At 66.1% G+C, this 15,554-nt stretch carries 15 protein-coding genes; 5 read left to right on the top strand and 10 right to left on the bottom strand.

Features of this window, described 5'->3' with window-relative positions; all coding sequences use genetic code 11:
• The first annotated feature begins 5 nt into the window (after positions 1–5).
• The 3 genes from AC5P5V_RS13450 to AC5P5V_RS13440 all read left to right on the top strand — a co-directional run bounded on the left by AC5P5V_RS13450 (position 6) and on the right by AC5P5V_RS13440 (position 3,845).
• Positions 6–539, top strand: coding sequence for a lipocalin family protein (locus AC5P5V_RS13450; RefSeq protein WP_134968283.1), 534 nt, complete (start codon positions 6–8; stop codon positions 537–539).
• Positions 540–828: 289 nt separating this feature from the next.
• Entirely contained in the window at positions 829–1,479 is a 651-nt protein-coding gene (locus AC5P5V_RS13445; RefSeq protein ID WP_271162720.1) for a response regulator transcription factor, read from the top strand.
• Positions 1,480–1,640: 161 nt separating this feature from the next.
• Entirely contained in the window at positions 1,641–3,845 is a 2,205-nt protein-coding gene (locus AC5P5V_RS13440) for an ATP-binding protein (protein WP_231352715.1), read from the top strand.
• On the opposite strand, the gene AC5P5V_RS13435 is transcribed toward AC5P5V_RS13440, so the two are convergent.
• The 9 genes from AC5P5V_RS13435 to AC5P5V_RS13395 all read right to left on the bottom strand — a co-directional run bounded on the left by AC5P5V_RS13435 (position 3,802) and on the right by AC5P5V_RS13395 (position 13,881).
• Positions 3,802–4,557 carry a SapC family protein gene (locus tag AC5P5V_RS13435; RefSeq protein ID WP_134968284.1) on the bottom strand — a complete coding sequence of 252 codons (756 nt, stop codon included), beginning with the start codon at positions 4,555–4,557 and terminating at the stop codon, positions 3,802–3,804. The two genes, AC5P5V_RS13440 and AC5P5V_RS13435, sit on opposite strands and share 44 nt — an antisense overlap.
• 110 nt (positions 4,558–4,667) lie before the next feature.
• On the bottom strand, positions 4,668–4,940 hold the full coding sequence (locus tag AC5P5V_RS13430) for a hypothetical protein (RefSeq protein ID WP_005409616.1): 273 nt from the start codon (positions 4,938–4,940) through the stop codon (positions 4,668–4,670).
• Positions 4,941–5,191: 251 nt separating this feature from the next.
• The gene (gene fusA / locus AC5P5V_RS13425) at positions 5,192–7,228 is read right to left on the bottom strand and encodes an elongation factor G (RefSeq protein WP_134968285.1); all 2,037 of its coding nucleotides are present in this window, start codon (positions 7,226–7,228) and stop codon (positions 5,192–5,194) included.
• A gap of 415 nt (positions 7,229–7,643) precedes the next feature.
• Positions 7,644–8,393: a hypothetical protein gene (locus tag AC5P5V_RS13420; protein ID WP_134968286.1), complete on the bottom strand. Its 750-nt coding sequence runs from the start codon at positions 8,391–8,393 to the stop codon at positions 7,644–7,646.
• 64 nt (positions 8,394–8,457) lie between these two features.
• Entirely contained in the window at positions 8,458–9,219 is a 762-nt protein-coding gene (locus AC5P5V_RS13415) for a heme ABC transporter ATP-binding protein (RefSeq protein WP_495215908.1), read from the bottom strand.
• Positions 9,216–10,259 carry a FecCD family ABC transporter permease gene (locus tag AC5P5V_RS13410; RefSeq protein WP_134968254.1) on the bottom strand — a complete coding sequence of 348 codons (1,044 nt, stop codon included), beginning with the start codon at positions 10,257–10,259 and terminating at the stop codon, positions 9,216–9,218. The genes AC5P5V_RS13415 and AC5P5V_RS13410 overlap by 4 nt, the downstream gene beginning before the upstream one ends.
• A complete protein-coding gene (locus AC5P5V_RS13405) occupies positions 10,256–11,302 on the bottom strand; it encodes a heme/hemin ABC transporter substrate-binding protein (RefSeq protein WP_061478679.1) in 1,047 nt (348 codons plus the stop codon). Before AC5P5V_RS13405 ends, AC5P5V_RS13410 begins: the two co-directional genes overlap by 4 nt.
• A gap of 51 nt (positions 11,303–11,353) precedes the next feature.
• Positions 11,354–12,730 (bottom strand): YncE family protein, encoded by a 1,377-nt coding sequence (locus tag AC5P5V_RS13400; RefSeq protein WP_134968255.1) that lies wholly within the window; start codon positions 12,728–12,730, stop codon positions 11,354–11,356.
• Positions 12,731–12,852: 122 nt separating this feature from the next.
• A complete protein-coding gene (locus AC5P5V_RS13395) occupies positions 12,853–13,881 on the bottom strand; it encodes an alpha/beta hydrolase (RefSeq protein ID WP_134968256.1) in 1,029 nt (342 codons plus the stop codon).
• Positions 13,882–14,161: 280 nt separating this feature from the next.
• Between AC5P5V_RS13395 and AC5P5V_RS13390 the strand changes: the two genes are divergently transcribed.
• Positions 14,162–14,536, top strand: a complete 375-nt coding sequence (locus AC5P5V_RS13390) for a hypothetical protein (RefSeq protein ID WP_134968257.1) — start codon at positions 14,162–14,164, stop codon at positions 14,534–14,536.
• A gap of 73 nt (positions 14,537–14,609) precedes the next feature.
• On the opposite strand, the gene AC5P5V_RS13385 is transcribed toward AC5P5V_RS13390, so the two are convergent.
• Positions 14,610–14,999 (bottom strand): DUF805 domain-containing protein, encoded by a 390-nt coding sequence (locus tag AC5P5V_RS13385; RefSeq protein ID WP_100478078.1) that lies wholly within the window; start codon positions 14,997–14,999, stop codon positions 14,610–14,612.
• A gap of 261 nt (positions 15,000–15,260) precedes the next feature.
• On the opposite strand from AC5P5V_RS13385, the gene AC5P5V_RS13380 reads away from it, so the two are divergent.
• Positions 15,261–15,545: a hypothetical protein gene (locus AC5P5V_RS13380; protein WP_134968258.1), complete on the top strand. Its 285-nt coding sequence runs from the start codon at positions 15,261–15,263 to the stop codon at positions 15,543–15,545.
• Positions 15,546–15,554: the final 9 nt, after the last annotated feature.

Here is a 15,554-nt window from a genome sequence, read left to right as displayed (position 1 = left end):
GTGACATGCGCATGCGCTCCCTGCTTCCCCTGCTGGCCTTGAGCCTGTTCGGTTCCGGCTGCAGCTCCAGCGATACCCGTCCCCTGCCCCGCCCGCCCTCGGTGGACGTGCCGCGCTTCATGGGCGACTGGTATGTGATCGCCCACATACCCTCATGGCCGGAGCGCGAGGCCTTCGACGCGGTGGAGAGCTATGCGCTGCAGCCGGACGGGCGCATCCAGACGACCTTCACCTATCGCAAGGGCAGTTTCGACGCCCCGCAGAAGTCCATGCACCCGGTTGGACGGGTCGAGAAGAACGGCAATGGCGCGATCTGGGGCATGCAGTTCATCTGGCCGATCCAGGCCGAGTATGTGATTGCCTGGCTGGACGACGACTATGGCCAGACCATCGTCGCACGCAGCAAGCGCGACTATGTCTGGTACATGGCACGTACCCCGCACGTATCGGACAGCGACTACCAGCACGCCGTGCAGCGCATCGCGGCCATGGGCTACGACACCGGCAGGCTCAGGCGCGTGCCGCAGTCGGTGCGATAGATTGCGCTACCGCCCACTACTCGGCTCGCGGGTGACCGGGCACGCCGGCGTGACGCGTCACATTGATGTCCTGCCAAAGGGTGCCGGCAGCCCTGCAACCCAGGCCAGCTGTACCCAGCGAGAGCGCGCCAGGGCACTGGGTCCCCGCGGCGTTCAACCCGACGATATGTCCCGCCCATGGATCAGCACTTATCGATTGAGTTCATCCATCGATCTTTAGGAATAGTCGTAAAAACGCAACAAATTCGATGTTCGACGCGACAGCGGCGCCAGAATGGTGGCCACGCCCATGGGCGCTGATCACCTCCCGCGCATGAATGGATTTCCTGCACCGCGCCGGCTTCGCCTGGCGCTCCTGGACGACCATGAAGTCGTCCGTCGCGGCACCGCCCTGCACCTGTCAGGCGATCTCCGGTTCGACATCGTCGCCAGCCATGGTTGCAGCGACGCGCTGATCAACAGTCTGCACCGCATGCCCGTGGATGTGGCCATCATCGATCTCACGCTCGCCCGTGGCGACCTGGGCGGCATCGAGCTGGTTACGTCGCTGTGCCGCGAATTCCCGCGCACGTCAATGCTGGCCTTCGCCACGCTCTGCCCCACCACGAATCTCAACAGCCTGATCGATGCCGGACTCAGTGGGTTCGTCAGCAAGGCCGAACCCCTTGCGGCATTGTCCGACGCCATCGTGCGCGTCTTCCAGGGCCTGATCCGGATTCCGCCGGACGTCAGGCTGGCCGGCGATCGTGGCGAGCTCAGCCGCAACGAGCGGGAGGTACTGGAGCTGCTGCTGGAAGGCCTGACCGTATCGGAGATCGCGCTGCGCCGGCACCGCAGCATCAAGACCGTCAGCACACAGAAGGGCGCGGTGCTGCGCAAGCTGGGATTGCGCAGCGATGTGGAGATCTATGCGCTGCGTGAACGGCTGGAGTCGCCGTGAGGCGCCACGCGCCATTGCGCCCGTGCTTGCTGCTCCTGGGGTTGCTGGTACTGCTTCTCCTTCCCGCCGCGTCGGCGGAAGATATCCGGTCACCACGCTGGCCGCCGGGCAGCAGCGTGCGGGTCTCCACCGCCCCGTCCCTACGCCCCGTGCCCGCGGCGATGGCCGATCCGTCATCACCGCCGACGCTCGCCCATGGCTACGCCAACCTGGTGGCGCGTCACGCCCAACTCAGCTTCCTGGAACACCCCTATCCGACGACCGCCGCATCAATCCTCGCTGTATGTCATCACGAGGCCGACCTGGTCATGGTGTTTGGCGGCGCGAGACACCAGAAGCTGCCCTGCCCCGACCTCGCCGCGTCCAGCCGCTTCCGGGGTGGCGCCACCCTGCTGGCAGGGCGCGCCGGCGAATGGCTGCCACGGGAGATACGCGAGCTCGACGGCCGGGTGGTGGCCGTCGTTGAAGGCGGGCCCTACGCCGGCTGGCTGCGCGCGCATCATCCTCAGATCCGGCTGCAGCACCTGCCTGATCGGTACGCAGCATTGACGGCAGTTCAATCCGGCCTGGCCGACGTGGCGATTGGCCTGGAATCCACGCTGCGCCCGCTGGTTCGACGTCATTTCAACGGCAGCCTGCGCCTGCAGCCATTCGACAGCGACTTCTCCACCGACCTCTACCTGCTCGTCCGCCAGGAAGACCAGCAGCTGCTTGAACGCATCGGACAGGCGTTGCGGGAGATCACGCTGGAGGAGCATGCTAGTCTGCTCCACCTGTGGGCAGGCCAGACCCTGCCAGCGGCGGCGGGAAACGCACTGGACTGGATGCAGGCCTCGCCCCCGCGCGGCTGGCTGCTGCTGCCCCCTCTGCTGGTCGCCCTGTTGCTGTGGCCCATGACCCGTCACCTGCGGGTACGCGGCGATCGCCGCAGCGCGCAGGCCATCGGGATGATCAGTCACGAGATGCGCAATTCGGCACAGGCCGTACTGGCCTCGATCGAGCTGCTTGGACAATCGACACTGCCGAAAGGCGAGCGCGATCTGCTCGCCGCTGCCAGCAGCGCCGGCCAATCCCTGCGCGGCCTGTTGAATCGCGCACTGGACTTTTCGCGCCTCGCCAGCGGCGCTTTCAGGCCGCATGCACAAGCCTGTGATGCGACCCAGCTTTGCCGGCAGGCACTGGAGGCCATTCGGCCACAGGCGCAACAGAAAGGCCTGCAACTGCATCTTGATGCCCCGACCGAACCTTCGCCGATCATTCGGGTGGACATTGATGCGCTACGCCAGATTGCCAGCAATCTGCTGGCCAATGCGGTGAAGTTCAGTGATATCGGCGGCATCGAACTGCGCCTGCGGCTGCTTCCAGCAGCGCGGCCGCAAGAGCTGCTGCTGGAGGTGATCGACAGCGGGATCGGGATCGCGCCAGCACAGGTAGCCGAACTGTTCCAGCCTTTCCGTCAAGGCAGCGGCGGGCATCAGCGTGGCGGTAGTGGCCTCGGGCTTTCCATTGCGCGCGAGCTGGCACGTGCGATGGGGGGCGATCTGACCGTGCACAGCGTCCTCGGTCGCGGCAGCCGCTTCATCCTGCGCCTGCCGGTATGCGCTGCTGACTCTGCCGAGAGTGTCCGGGACATGCCCGTGGAGGGCACGCCACTGGCCGGGCTGCAACTGCTGCTGGTGGAGGACCACGCACTCAATCGCCACGTCATTGCCGAACAGTTGCGGCGCTGGGGCGCCGAGGTATGTGCCCAGGAAGACGCGGCCAGCGCGCTGGCCGAACAGATACGCCACCCCCGCCCAGCCGCACTGATCGACATTGGGCTGCGTGGCATCGATGGCTACGCATTGGCACGCGAACTGCGCGCCCGTAGCGGGCATCCGGTCCGCCTGATCGCCTTGTCTGCCCGCAGCGGGCGACGTCACCACGCACGTAGCCGCCGCTCGGGTTTCGACGCGGTGCTGGCCAAGCCGCTGCGCGCCGCCGAGCTGCTCGCTGCGCTGGGCATTCCGGAGCCGCAGAGCCTGGACGCGCTTGAGCAGGCGACTGAAATGGACGCGGCCTACAGCGCCGACATCTGCGATGAACTCGGCAGGATCGAGCGGATTGTCGATCATGCAGACGCATCGGCGCTCGGTCATCACGCGCACCGATTGCAGGGCGCGCTACAGATGCTTGGTCAATGCGAGCACGCCGCCATCGCGGCCGAGCTGGTCGATCTGGCGCAGGACGCCACGCCAGACTGGACCGACGCACGTCGCCTGCTGGGCGTACTGCAGGCCGGACAGGGCACCCGCGTCGCGGGAACCCTGCCCACCCCCTTGATCACGCGGCCAGGCGCTCGACCTGGCGACGGGTCAGGTCATTGAAGCGACCCAGCGACATCAGGTGCTGATGGATCAGCGCCAACCAGCCGCTGCGGTGCCACTCGACCACGGTCGCTTCCGGCAACGCCACGAACTTCTCAACGTCCACCACCAGGAAGCCATTGAGGTTGAACTCGCGGCCATCCGGAGTGCGCACGGTGGCGTTGCGCTCGACCAGCAGGCCGTTGTCGATCAGGGCCTTGGAGAAGGCCTGGGTCTGTTCATGCTCGCGGGTGTACTGGCCGCAGAACTCCAGCGCCTGCTGCACCATCTCGGTGGCCTTGCCGTCCACGAACAGCGGCTGGCCTTCGTCACCGCCCTTGACCACGCGCGAGCTCTCTTCGTCGATGCCCAGCAGGAAGTCGTTGTCCGCACCGGTGTCGATGAAGATGAAGGGGTGGCGGCGCAGGTAGGCGGGAATATAGGCCTCGTCTTCCCACAGGCCATCCTTGATGAACAGGTTCTGGTCGGACACGCCCACGGCAGCCATCGGAACCGCGCTCGGGCCGGCAAACAGGATCGGGAAGTGGTGCAGGGCCAGCGAGAACTCGCCCAGCACCAGCGGAATGGCATTGTTGCCGGCGGCGAACTCGAGCTTGCCCGGCAGGATGCGCAGATCGGCATGCACATCGGCCTGCAGCGGCACCGGGCGGGTATAGAACAGGGGGGCGCCGCTCGGCGCCGCTTCGGTGGTGGTGTCGCTGGTGGTGGTCATGTTGGGAACCGTTCGATCATGCGCGCCTGCCATCCCGGGCACGCCAGCGGGAACAACCTGAATCCCGCATTATCATCAAGCTCGATGACAACGGCCACCCCACCGGCGAACTATTTCAGCTGCAGGGGGTAGCGCTGCCAGAGTACGTGGACCAGGAAACCGGCCAGCTCGGTGTCGCGGGCACTGACCGCCGCACGGATCTTGTCCAGCAGCACCATGTCACTGCAGGAACGCACGTCGGCATGGTTGGCCTGCCCCGCCCTGCGCGCACGATAGCGCGCCGCCCGCTGCGCATCGCTCATCGCGTACCCGAACTTGGGCGGACGGCCGCGCTTGCGCGGCAGGGTCAGCTCCAGGGTTCCGGGGTCTTTGTCATCACGCATGAGAGGGGTGCGGGCGGCGGCGAGCAACGGGGGGTGCGCAATTTATCGTGAGGCATCACTTTAATCCAGCTTTTTCTACAGATTTGGTGCGATGCAGCGCCAATGTTGCCGTGTCGGTGCGGATCCATCCACGCATGGCGTGGATCTACTGCAGAGCTCGCGACCCGGTCACCCGGTAGATCCACGCCATGCGTGGATACGGAAACCCGGACAAAAAAAGGGGAGCCCGCGAACGGGCTCCCTTGCCTTCTTCATGCCGCGCGTACTGGCTCATAGCCGTGCAGGTGCGCCTCACTGCTGGCCCGCCCCTGGCTGAGCGAACGCAGCGAGGTGGTGTACCCCACCAGCTGCGCCAGTGGCGCGAAACCACTGACCTCGGCACGACCGTCCTGGTCCTCGATGCGGGCGATGCGGCCATGGCGCCGGTTGAGGTCGCCGACCACATCACCCACCGACGCCGACGGCGAATGCACCGTCACCGCCATCACCGGCTCCAGCAGCTGCGTTCCACCCTCGGCCAGCGCCGCCTTGATCGCCTCGGCGCCTGCGCGATGGAACGCCATCTCCGAAGAGTCCTTGGCATGGGTCTGGCCATCGACAAGACTGACCTCGATGCCGACCACCGGATGACCCTGCGGACCTTCCGACAGCGCGGCACGCACGCCCTTTTCCACCGCTGCGATGAAGCTGCGCGGCACCACGCCACCGACGATGCAGTCGTTGAACACGACAAGGTCGTCGTCGCGCGGCGCCACATCCAGCACCACGTGCGCAAACTGGCCCTGGCCACCGGTCTGCTTGACCAGCCGCCCGACGACACCGGTCATCGGGCGCATCGGCGTCTCCTGGTAGGCCACGCGTGGCGCACCTACGGCCACCTCGACCTTCCATTCGCTGCGCAGGCGCTCGACCATCACTTCCAAGTGCAGCTCGCCCATGCCCCAGACCAGGGTTTCACCCGTTTCCCGGTCCGTTTCCACACGGAACGAGGGGTCTTCCTGGGCCAGGCTGGCCAGCCCCTGCGCCATCCGGATCAGGTCCGGCGCACGCGCCGGCTCCAACCGCCAGGCCAGCACCGGCGCCTGAGCCTGGATGTTCTCCAGGCGCAGCGGCTGCGCACGGCTGCTCAGCGTCTCGCCACTGACCGCATCCTTCCAGCCCAGTACCGCGACGATGTCACCGGCCACGGCCTGCTCGATGTCATGGGTCTGGTCGGCCTGCACCCGCACCAGGCGACTGACACGCCGCCCTTGCGGATGCTGCGAACTGGCCACCGCGTCACCCACCTTCAAGGCGCCCGAGTACAGCCGCACGAAGCTCAACGCGCCGTGCTGCTGGTGGGTGATCTTGAACAGCAGGCCTGCCAGTGGACCGTCCGGATCCGGCGGCAGCATCACCTCGCCCTCATCGCTTTCGGCGCTGACAGCAGGGCGATCCAGCGGCGACGGCAGGTAATCGACCACGGCATCCAGCAGCGTCTCGATGCCCTTGTCCTTGAACGCAGCACCGGCCAGCACAGGCACGCCTGCACCTGCCAGCGTCGCCCGGCGGATTGCCGCGCGCAGCGCCCCGGCATCGATCACGCGACCTTCCAGCCAGGCATCGGCCAGTTCTTCGTCATGATCGGCCACAGCTTCGACCAGCGCATCGCGCTGGGCCTGCCATTGGGCCCGCGCCACTTCGTCCCACGGGGTCACCGTGGTTGCGCCGTCCTCCTGCCACTGCAGCACGCGCTCATCGACCAGATCGACCCAGCCATTGAAGCCGCTTTCGCTGCCCAACGGCACGCCCAGCGCCCACGGCCGCGCGCGAAGCTTGTCCTGCAGCTGCTCCAGCACGCGTTCAAACGAAGCGCCTACGCGGTCCATCTTGTTGACGAAAGCGATCAGCGGCACGTGATGGCGACGCGCCTGGCGCCACACCGTCTCGGACTGCGGCTGCACGCCATCCACGGCCGAGAACACCGCCACGGCGCCGTCGAGTACCCGCAGGGATCGCTCGACTTCGATGGCGAAGTCGATGTGGCCGGGGGTGTCGATCAGGGTCAGCCGATGCGGCGGCAGATCACGCGGTGCCCACTGCGCCTGCACGGCGGCCGCGCCAATGGTGATGCCACGTTCGCGCTCGATCGCCGAGAAGTCGGTGGTCGCATTGCCGTCGTGCACTTCGCCGACGCGATGGATCTCGCCGCTTTTCCACAGCAGGCGTTCGGTCAGCGTGGTCTTGCCGGCGTCGATGTGGGCAATGATGCCAAGGTTGCGACGGCGGGAAAGGACTTGGGTGTTCATGAGATAGGTTCCTGCAAAGCCAACTACGGGGGCCGCGCACCCCGGTTGGCGACAGGGTGCGCGGCTAGCGTTCGGTCTCGGCGATCTGGTGCATGGCACGTTCTCCTTGCGGTACGTCGGGTTAGGGAAATGAAACTGCAGAAACGAAAAGAGCGCCCCGAAGGGCGCTCTGTGGATGATCCAGCGATAGCCGCTTCAGCGGCCCTGTGGAGCTCCAGGCAGACACGCCCGTTCCGCACTTGCGCGGGTCAGGGTGAAAAACTTCAGGAGCGGCATCCGGTTCATGGGGCGCATTCTAGACCTGCCAATCTGGCGCGCAAGTGAATATTGCGCACATAAATGGAACGATGAGGCCGACAACGATCGGGGTCAGATCCCTTTGCCCCTGGCAAAGGGATCTGACCCCTGGCAGCCCTCACTTGCAGCCGTGCAGCTTGCGCGCCTCGGCCACTGTTGCAGGCTGGTCATCCCCCATCGACATCCAGCCCTTCAACGAAATCGCCGGGTCCACGTGCGGCAGCCGTGGGCCACCATGAATCACGACCTCGATCCAGCTCCCCTCCGGCGCCAGCTCGGACAGGCGTGCCGCCTGATCATCCTCGGTGCTGAATGTGTCGTCCGGGCCCGCCGGCGGCGTGGTATTCACGGTTTCCGTCTTACGGGTTCGGACCCGAAGAGCACCATCCGGCAGCCGCTGACTGATCACGTCGTAGCGCTCGATACCGTATGCCCAGCTGTTCTCGCCAACACTGCGGGTCTCGCTACCGTCATCCGCCACGGTCACCACCTCGCCTGCCGGCCCAACAACGCCCGCGACAGCCCCCAAGCCGGACATCAGTGCCTGATAGACGATCATCTGCCGCTGCTCGGTAGTCAGCGCTCCGGCCCTGAGCTTGGCGGCAGGAATCTGCAGGTACGCCGCTTCACTGCACAGCACCAGCACCTGCTGGTCGTCCCAGCTCACCGACATTTCCTCGTTGGCAAAGTACTGCGTCTTCATCGACGTCACTGCGGCACCGTCGCCACTGGAATGCCGGGTTTCGATCAGCGAGGCATTCTCGGCCGCGTTGGTCAGCGAAACCTGGGAGGTCGACGCTGCATGGGCTGCGTAAACGGAAGCAATCATCGCGGCAAGCAGCACGCTGCGGGTAACGGTGCGGAACATGGGATCAGTCCATTGAAGAAAACGAAGCCGCCATGATACCCGGAGCAATCGGCCGGACTTTCGCTCAGGCCACCACCACCAGCGGAACCCTGCGCCGCGGATGCTCCAGCATCACCACGTCCTGCTGGTAGACGCGCCGCAGGTTGTCTTCGGTCAACACCTGCAACGGCGTGCCATCGGCCGCGACCCTACCCTGTTCCAGCAACACGATGCGGTCAGCATAGCCCGCGGCCAGATTGAGGTCGTGCAGCACCACGATCACGCACGCACCGGCCTCGGCACAGGCACGCACGCTGCGCAGCGTGCGCTCCTGATGGCGCAGGTCCAGCGCAGCAGTGGGCTCATCCAGCAGCAGCAATGGGGTGTCCTGTGCCAGCACGCGCGCGAACGTGGTCCGGGCGGACTCGCCACCGGAGAGCTGCTGCACCTCGCGCAGGCGCAGCGCCTGCAGTTCGGCGGCATCGATGGCCGCTTCCACCCGGGCATCGTCCGTGATCGGGTCCGGCGGGTGTGGCAACCGGCCCATCGCCACCACCTCCTCCACGCTGAAGGCGAAACGCACGCCGTGCTCCTGCGGCATTACCGCGCGCTCGCGCGCCAGCGGCCCCGCCTTGTAGCTGGCCAGCGGCCTGCCCAGCAGGCTCACCTCGCCCGCATCGGCGCGCAGGTCGCCGGCCGCGACCGCCAACAGCGTGGACTTGCCCGCACCGTTCGGGCCCACCAGTGCGGTCACCGTACCTGGTTCGAACGCCAGCGAAATGCCGTGCAGGATCTCGCGTTGCTGGCGGCGCACCACCACATCGTGCAGCTTCAGCAGCACACTCATGGCACCGCCTTGCGGCGCTGCTGCAGCACCAGCCAGAGGAAGAACGGCGCACCCAGCGCGGCCGAGAACAGGCCCAGCGGAATCTCCGCGGGCGGATCCAGCGTGCGCGCGGCCGTATCCGCCACCACGATCAGCAGTGCACCCAGCAGGCCGGACAACGGCAGCAACCAGCGATGGCCGGGACCCACCAGCAGGCGCGCCACGTGCGGCACCACCAGGCCGACGAAGCTGATCGAGCCCGCAAACGCCACCGCCGCCCCGACCAGCAGCGCGCTGAACGCCACCAGTCGACGCCGCGTGCGGGTCACATCCAGCCCCAGATGCTGGGCCTGGCGCTCGCCCAGCGCCAGCATATCCAGCGGCGTTGCCAATCGTTGCAGCGCCAGCACACCGATGGCAAACAGCGGTACCACGGCGGCCACGTCGGCCCAGTTGGCACGTGCCAGCGAGCCCATCTGCCAGAACACCAGCGACTGCAGCTCACTTTCGCTTGCGATATAGGTGAGAAAACCGATCAGCGCCGAACAGAAGGCCGCCATCGCGATACCGACCAGCAGCAGCGTCGCATTGCCACTGCCCTTGCCCGGCCGCGCCAGCGCATAGGTCAGACCGATGGCCAGGGCGCCACCGACGAAGGCGGCAACCGGCACCAGCCAACCGGCGGCACCCGCAGCGCCGAGAACAATGGCAGCCACTGCACCCAGCGCAGCACCCTGGCTGACACCGACGATGCCGGGGTCGGCCAACGGATTGCCGAACAGGCCCTGCAGGCTGGCACCGGCCATCGCCAACGACGCACCGACCATCGCGCCCAACAGGGCACGCGGTATGCGCAGCTGCCAGACCACCGCCAGATCACGGCTGCTGACCGTCTGCGGATCGAGCAGGCCCAGCTTCACCGCCAATGCCTGCATCACCTCCAGCGGCGGCAGCCGCAGCGGGCCCACAGCGAACGAGGCCAGCACCGCACCCAGCAGTGCCAGCAACGCCACCAGCAACATTGTCCGCCCGCGACGGCGGCGCCGATCCGCCGGACTCATGCCTTGGGCAACGCCGCCAGGGCCTTGGCCAGCGCCAGTGCGCCAGCACCGGAACCGACACTGGTGTACTTCAGCTGCACATCCGGCATCACCCAGACCCGATTGGCCTGCCCAGCCGGGGTCTGCTTCAGCGTCGGGTACGCCTTCCACAGGCCTTCGGCACCGCCGAACAGCTGCAGGTCATGCTCGGTCACCAGGATCACTTCCGGTGCCGCCGCGACCACGCCCTCATTGCTCAGCTGCGAGTAGTTCTTCACCCCGGCCTCGGTACCGATGTTGATGCCGCCCGCCAGGGCGATCAGCTGCGCCGAGGCGCTGTCGGCACCGGCAACGGTCGGGGAGCCACCGGCGCCGGTGGCCGAGACGTGGATCACTCGTGGTGCATGGCCCAGGCCCTTGCCAATCGCTGCAGCCTCGTCGAGCTGACGCTGCACCTGCGTGGCCAGTGTTTGCCCTGCTTCGGCCAGCCCTAGTGCGGCGGCGACCTTGCGCACCTTGTCCGGCGCAGGCTGCAGGTCATCGATGACCACCGCCGGCTCGCCCACCTCGCGCAGCTTTTTCGCCAGCTCGGTGTGGCGGCGCAGGCTGTTGCCGAGGAACAGCGAGCCCTGCAGGCTCAGCACGCCCTCCACGCCGGTGGTGCGGTTGAACAGGAACTGGTGCGGCGCGGCCAGGCCGGCCTGCGTGGTGGTGTTGGTCGGTGCCGCGTACACCTGCTGGCCCAGGCCCAGTGCCTCGATCACTGCGATGACGTCGTCGCCCCCGGCGATGATGCGGCTGGTGTCGGCAACCTCGACGTCTGCACCATCGTCGGAATGCACCTGGGCCGGCAGCACGGCCTTCTGGCCGTGCACGGAGGGCAGTTCGGCACCGGCCACGCGCTGCCAGCCTGCCGGCAACGCGGTGTCCGCAGCGGCGGTTGCGGCGGGCGGCTCGGCGGCCTTGTGGCCATCCGACGGCGTTGACGAGCCACTGCAGGCAGACAGCGCCAGCGAAACAGCCAACGGAAGCGCACACAGGCGCAGACGGGACGCGATGTTCATGCTCGTTCTCCTTGCTGGCAGGGCGACGTGCAGGCCGCCCTGCCCTGTGACTTACTGCTTCGGGGTGATGCGGGTGATGCGGTCACCCTTCGGATCTTCGGCGCCACGTGACTTGTTCACCGCAAACACGTTGCCCTTGCCGTCGGCACGCACATGGTTGGGAAGGGTGCCGCCATCGAGGTTGGCCACCACCTTGCCGTCGCCGTTCACCACGGTGACCGTACCGGCGCCGCGATTGCTGACATAGGCCAGGCCGGAGGCATCATCGAAGGCGACATTCAGCGCGCCGGCACCGACCGGCACGTCATGCAGCACCTTGCCGGAAGCCACATCGACGATCAGCAGGTTGTCGGTGCCCTGCGAGGCCACGTACAGGCGGTTGCGTGCTGCGTCGAAGGCCACGCCCGAGGCGCTGATCGAATTGCCCAGGTCGATGACCTTGTCGACCTTGCCGCTGGCCACATCGATCACCGCCGCCTCCGGCGTGCCGATGCTGACGGTGAACAGCTTGCCACCCTTCTCGTCCAGCACCAGGCTCATCGGCGTGAACTTGCCATCATCCACGCCGGACTCCAGCGTCACCGGCGGCAGCTCCTTGAACGTCTTCGCATCGAACACCGACAGGTGGTCCTCACCCGTGGCCGAAGCGAACACCTTGCCGTGGGTGCCATCGACCACCACGTCGCGCGCATGCGGCACGGTGTCGACAGGGAACTGGTGGACCAGCGAGAGGTCCTTCTGGCGATAGACCGCAATCGAATTCTGGCGGGTATTGGTCACCCAGACATTGCCATTGATGTCATCCACGCCCACACCGTAGACCGCATAGACCGCGCCGTTGGTGCTGCCCGGCACCTGCGCCGGGGTGATCGCCCTGGTCACCTTCAGCGACTTCGGGTCCAGCTTCAGCAACTGCGACTGGGTCACCGGCGGACGGCCCACCGCCGAGGTCACGAACACCGCATTGCTGGCGGCGCTGTAAACGGACTGGTACAGGCCCGGCACCAGCTTGTTGGACTGGGTGGCGAACTGCGCCTGGCCGGACAGCGGCAGCTGCGGCGACACGCGCAGCTTCAGCACCGTGGCCGCAGCCGGCTGGCTGGCGCGCACCACCACCGGGTGGGTGCCCGGCACCGCATCGGCCGGAATGCTCAGCTGGGTCTTGAAGTTGCCATCGGCATCGACCTCCAGCGGCTGCGTGTTGAGCACGCTGTCGCCACGCAGCAGGCTGACCTTCTGGCCCGGCACGAAGCCACGACCAACTACGTCGGCAGTGCTGCCGGGCACCACGTTCTCACCGCGCGAGACAACCTCACCCTTGAAGGTGGCGTTGGCCGGCTGGTCGAACACCGGCTGCGCGGTGGCGGTCACCGCCAGCAACAGGCCGGCGGCGAGAGAGGTGAGACGGAAAGACGGACGGAACGACATGGAAGGCTCCTTGCACACGTAGGCCGCGCCACGTGACGCGGGATTCATCGGTTGCCTGGGCCGCTGCACGCCGGCAGCCTCGCCTGGGTAGTGGGGTCGCACGGCATCGCGTGCGAAGGGATTCACTCGGCGGCGTTGTCACCATCCGTGGGGGCACCGTCACCGGCGCTGCGGTCGGTCACGCCGTACAGTTCATGCAGCGCGGCATGGAACGAGGCCGGCAGCATCGGGCCGTGTCCCAGCCCCGGGAACTCGCGGTACTGCACGCTCATGCCCGGCACCTTGGCCAACCGTTCTGACAACTGCATCGCCGCATCCGGCGTGGCGCCACCGATGCGGCGCAGATGCGCGACCACCCGTGGGTTGCTCATGTCACGCTTGCCACGATCACCAACACGCTCGGCACCGCCCAGCATCAACCAGAGCTTTGCCGGCTGGCCGTGCACGTTCTGCACGAACTGCTGCTCCGGATCACCCAGCGCCGCGCCCTGGCTCCACCACAGCGACGGACTGGCTGCCAGATAGGACTGGAACGCGGCAGGTCGCGTGTACAGCGCATTGAGCACGAATAGCCCGCCCAGCGAATGGCCCCACAGCGCCTGCTGCTGCGTATCGATGCGTGCGCGTCGCTCGACTTCCGGCTTGATGCGGCGCTCGATCACATCCAGGAAAGCCGCAGCGCCGCCGCCGACGGCCTGGGTCGTGCCGCTCTCGTCGTCGGCACGGTCGATCCACGCGGTGTAGTCGAAGGTACGCGCCTTGGAATCGATGCGCAGCTCGTTGTCGTAGCCGATCAGCACCAGTACCGGCGGCGCCTTGCGCGCGGCCAGCTCGGCCAGCAGCGGCTGGTCCAGCACCATGGCCACGGCATTGCCATCCAGCGCGTACAGCACCGGGGACGGGGTCTTGCCGGCCCTGGCCGGAATCGCCAGGTTCACCCGCCAACGGCGCTGCTGGTCCGGGCTGTCCACCACGAAACGTTCAAAGCGATAGCTGGCCGCCGGCTCGTCCAGCACGGTGTGGCCGATCTTCTGCAGCGGATTGCGTTGCTGCGCATGGGCGTAGGGCGTGGCCATCAGGACCCCCATCAACAGGGCGGCCATGCCGCGGGCCAGTGGACCACGGCGCAAAGGCGGGACGAAATGCTTCATCAGCGGCGGCAGAAGCGGCCGATGGCCGCCGGTTCACAGGGGACCGCAGTCTACCTTAAACGCGAATGATTATCACATCGATCAAACGTCACACTGTGTATCACGCGCGCGCATGCCCGGCTTGCGCAAGGGGCAGCACTTCCCCTATTTTGCGGCCCATCGGGGCATTGGATCGCCCCGCTTCCAGCGCAGCCATGGATGGCGGGTACTTGCCGCCATCCGGGTCGCGTTCATCTGCACACAAACACCATGGGATTGGATCCCATGATTGTGAGAACCCTTGAAGCACAACGCACTGATCGCCCTTACCCTCGGCCTGCTCGCCCCGCTCGCCGCCCACGCCGCACAGGACCTGCCAACGCTCTACCAGGCCTTTGAAGAAGCCGGCAATTCGTCACTGGGTATGGACCAACTCAACCAGACGGTGACATTCACTGCCGTAGCACTGGGCGTTTCCAGCAACCTGGCGGGCGAGCCGCTGATCGAGGCCGGCGACGACCAGGGCAATGTCCTGGCCCGACTGACCACGGACGATGAACAGCAGGCCACCAAGCTGGGCGCACTGGAAGAAGGCGCAACCTTCACCGCCAGCTGCACGCTGCAGTTCAGCTCGGGCACCGATTACCTGTCCTTCGGCGATTGCACCATCAAGTAAAGATGAAGCCGGCAAGATGCCGGCTTCTTTTCTTTGCCTCTGTAGCGTCGAGCCATGCTCGACTCACGCAACGTCACGGCCCCGAAGGCACCGGACCATAAACGTTCTCCTGCGGCGTGCCCGGCAGCAGCGAGAAGATCATGATCACGATCCCGCCGCCTGGCACCAACGCCAACAGGAACAGCCAGCCCGACTGGTTGCAGTCATGCAGGCGGCGTACGGTCACCGCGATCAGCGGCACGATCGTGACCAGCCACATCACACATAGCAGTACCACCATGCCGATCAGGATGCCGGCCAGCGCATCGGCACTGTTGCGCAGCAGGATCGCCAGCACGCCGGCCAGCAGCATCACTGCCGTTGCGACCAGGAACAGGAACAGCTGGTACATCCAGTACTCGCGGCGGTTGGCGCGACCCTCGAACTGGGCATAGCGCCTCAACGGCAGAATCATTTCCTGCACGGCATCAATCCTTGAAAAGGTAGCCGCGCAGTGTGCCAAATGAAGGCGCGCAGGACAATGTGGCGACGAACCATGCTCGAATGCCTTACCGGGGGCCTCTTCAAGCGACCCATTTGTTCCTCACGGGGCATTTGCGTCAACGCCATTTGACCAGCTCAGCAACATCACTACGCTAGGCAAATGAAGAGCATCTTTATCGCGTTACTCCTGACGTCCACACCGCCCTCAGCAGGACCCGGACACATAGAGCCCGGCTACATAATGGGCAGCCTCAAGGCAAATCCGTCTCCGATGCCTGCCGCGCTCAAAGCAATGGATGCGAAATGGGAAATGGACTACAAAACGCTGCGCCGTTTCCTGTTAAAGGCTGGATGGGTCGCGACGCCACGCGAGTATTCTCACCCTACCGTCTACGGATTTCCCGAGGTCAATTGTGGCCAAGGTTGGCAGGCGGTCTGCTCGTCCGGCTTTCACAAAGGCAAGCAGGAAGTCTTTCTCTGGCTTCATCCAACAGACACCAACCTGATCCTAATCGGCGCAGATTGACGTATCCGC

This window comes from Stenotrophomonas sp. YJH_SMC_130 (genome assembly GCF_059369035.1).
The sequence above is the reverse complement of the archived record's forward strand: the minus strand, read 5'-3'. Positions and strand labels throughout refer to the sequence as shown.